Origin of the sequence: Haemophilus influenzae, assembly GCF_003494325.1 — a bacterium.
Classification (GTDB): domain Bacteria; phylum Pseudomonadota; class Gammaproteobacteria; order Enterobacterales; family Pasteurellaceae; genus Haemophilus; species Haemophilus influenzae_I.
In genome coordinates, this window is sequence record NZ_QQIK01000012.1 from 1 (window position 1) to 725 (window position 725).

General features: G+C 37.8%; 1 protein-coding gene. It reads left to right on the forward strand.

All coding sequences use genetic code 11. The annotated features are described in order from the left end of the window. On the forward strand, window positions 1-725 hold a 725-nt coding region (locus DV356_RS09765; protein WP_153066465.1), incomplete at both ends, for a tyrosine-type recombinase/integrase.

A 725-nucleotide genomic window follows, 5' to 3' on the forward strand; every position in this document is an offset into this window, starting at 1 on the left:
GATACATTGCATCGTATTATTGGTTATTTAAACCAAATAATGATTTATTCGGTTAATAGAGGGGTAATTAATTATAATGCAACCGCAGATATTGGAAGGGTATTTATTCGACCAATAGCTGAAAATAACCCTACTATTCGCCCAGAGCAATTACCTAAATTGTTTGAAGATTTGCAGAATAGTACCCTTGAAATTGAAACTCGTTGTGCATTAGAGCTACTACTACTTACCGCAGGTCGGGCTGGGGCTATTACTCAATTAGAATGGGAAAATGTAGATTTCGAAAACAGCTTATTGAATATACCGAAAGAAAAAATGAAGGGGCGACAAGGTAAAGTACAAGATTTTATCTTGCCATTATCCAAACAAGCTGTAACGATTTTGCGCTTGTTACAGAAGTTGAATCGTTGCAATAGTAAGTTTGTTTTCCCTAGCAAAAAAAATCCAAGACAGCCTATATCGAAAGAGACGCCAAATAAAGCACTTGGACGGATCGGTTATAGGAATATTTTGACCGCACATGGTTTACGATCTGTTTTTAGCACAGCTATGAATGAGGCCGAATTTAACAGTGAGATTATTGAGGTGTGCTTGGCACATTTTGAATATTCTTCCGTTCGTGGCACATACAATAAAGCAAAGTATATGCCACAACGGATCGAATATATGCAGTGGTGGGGGAATTTTGTAGAAGAGGCATCTGATGGGAAAGCATTAATGGGCTG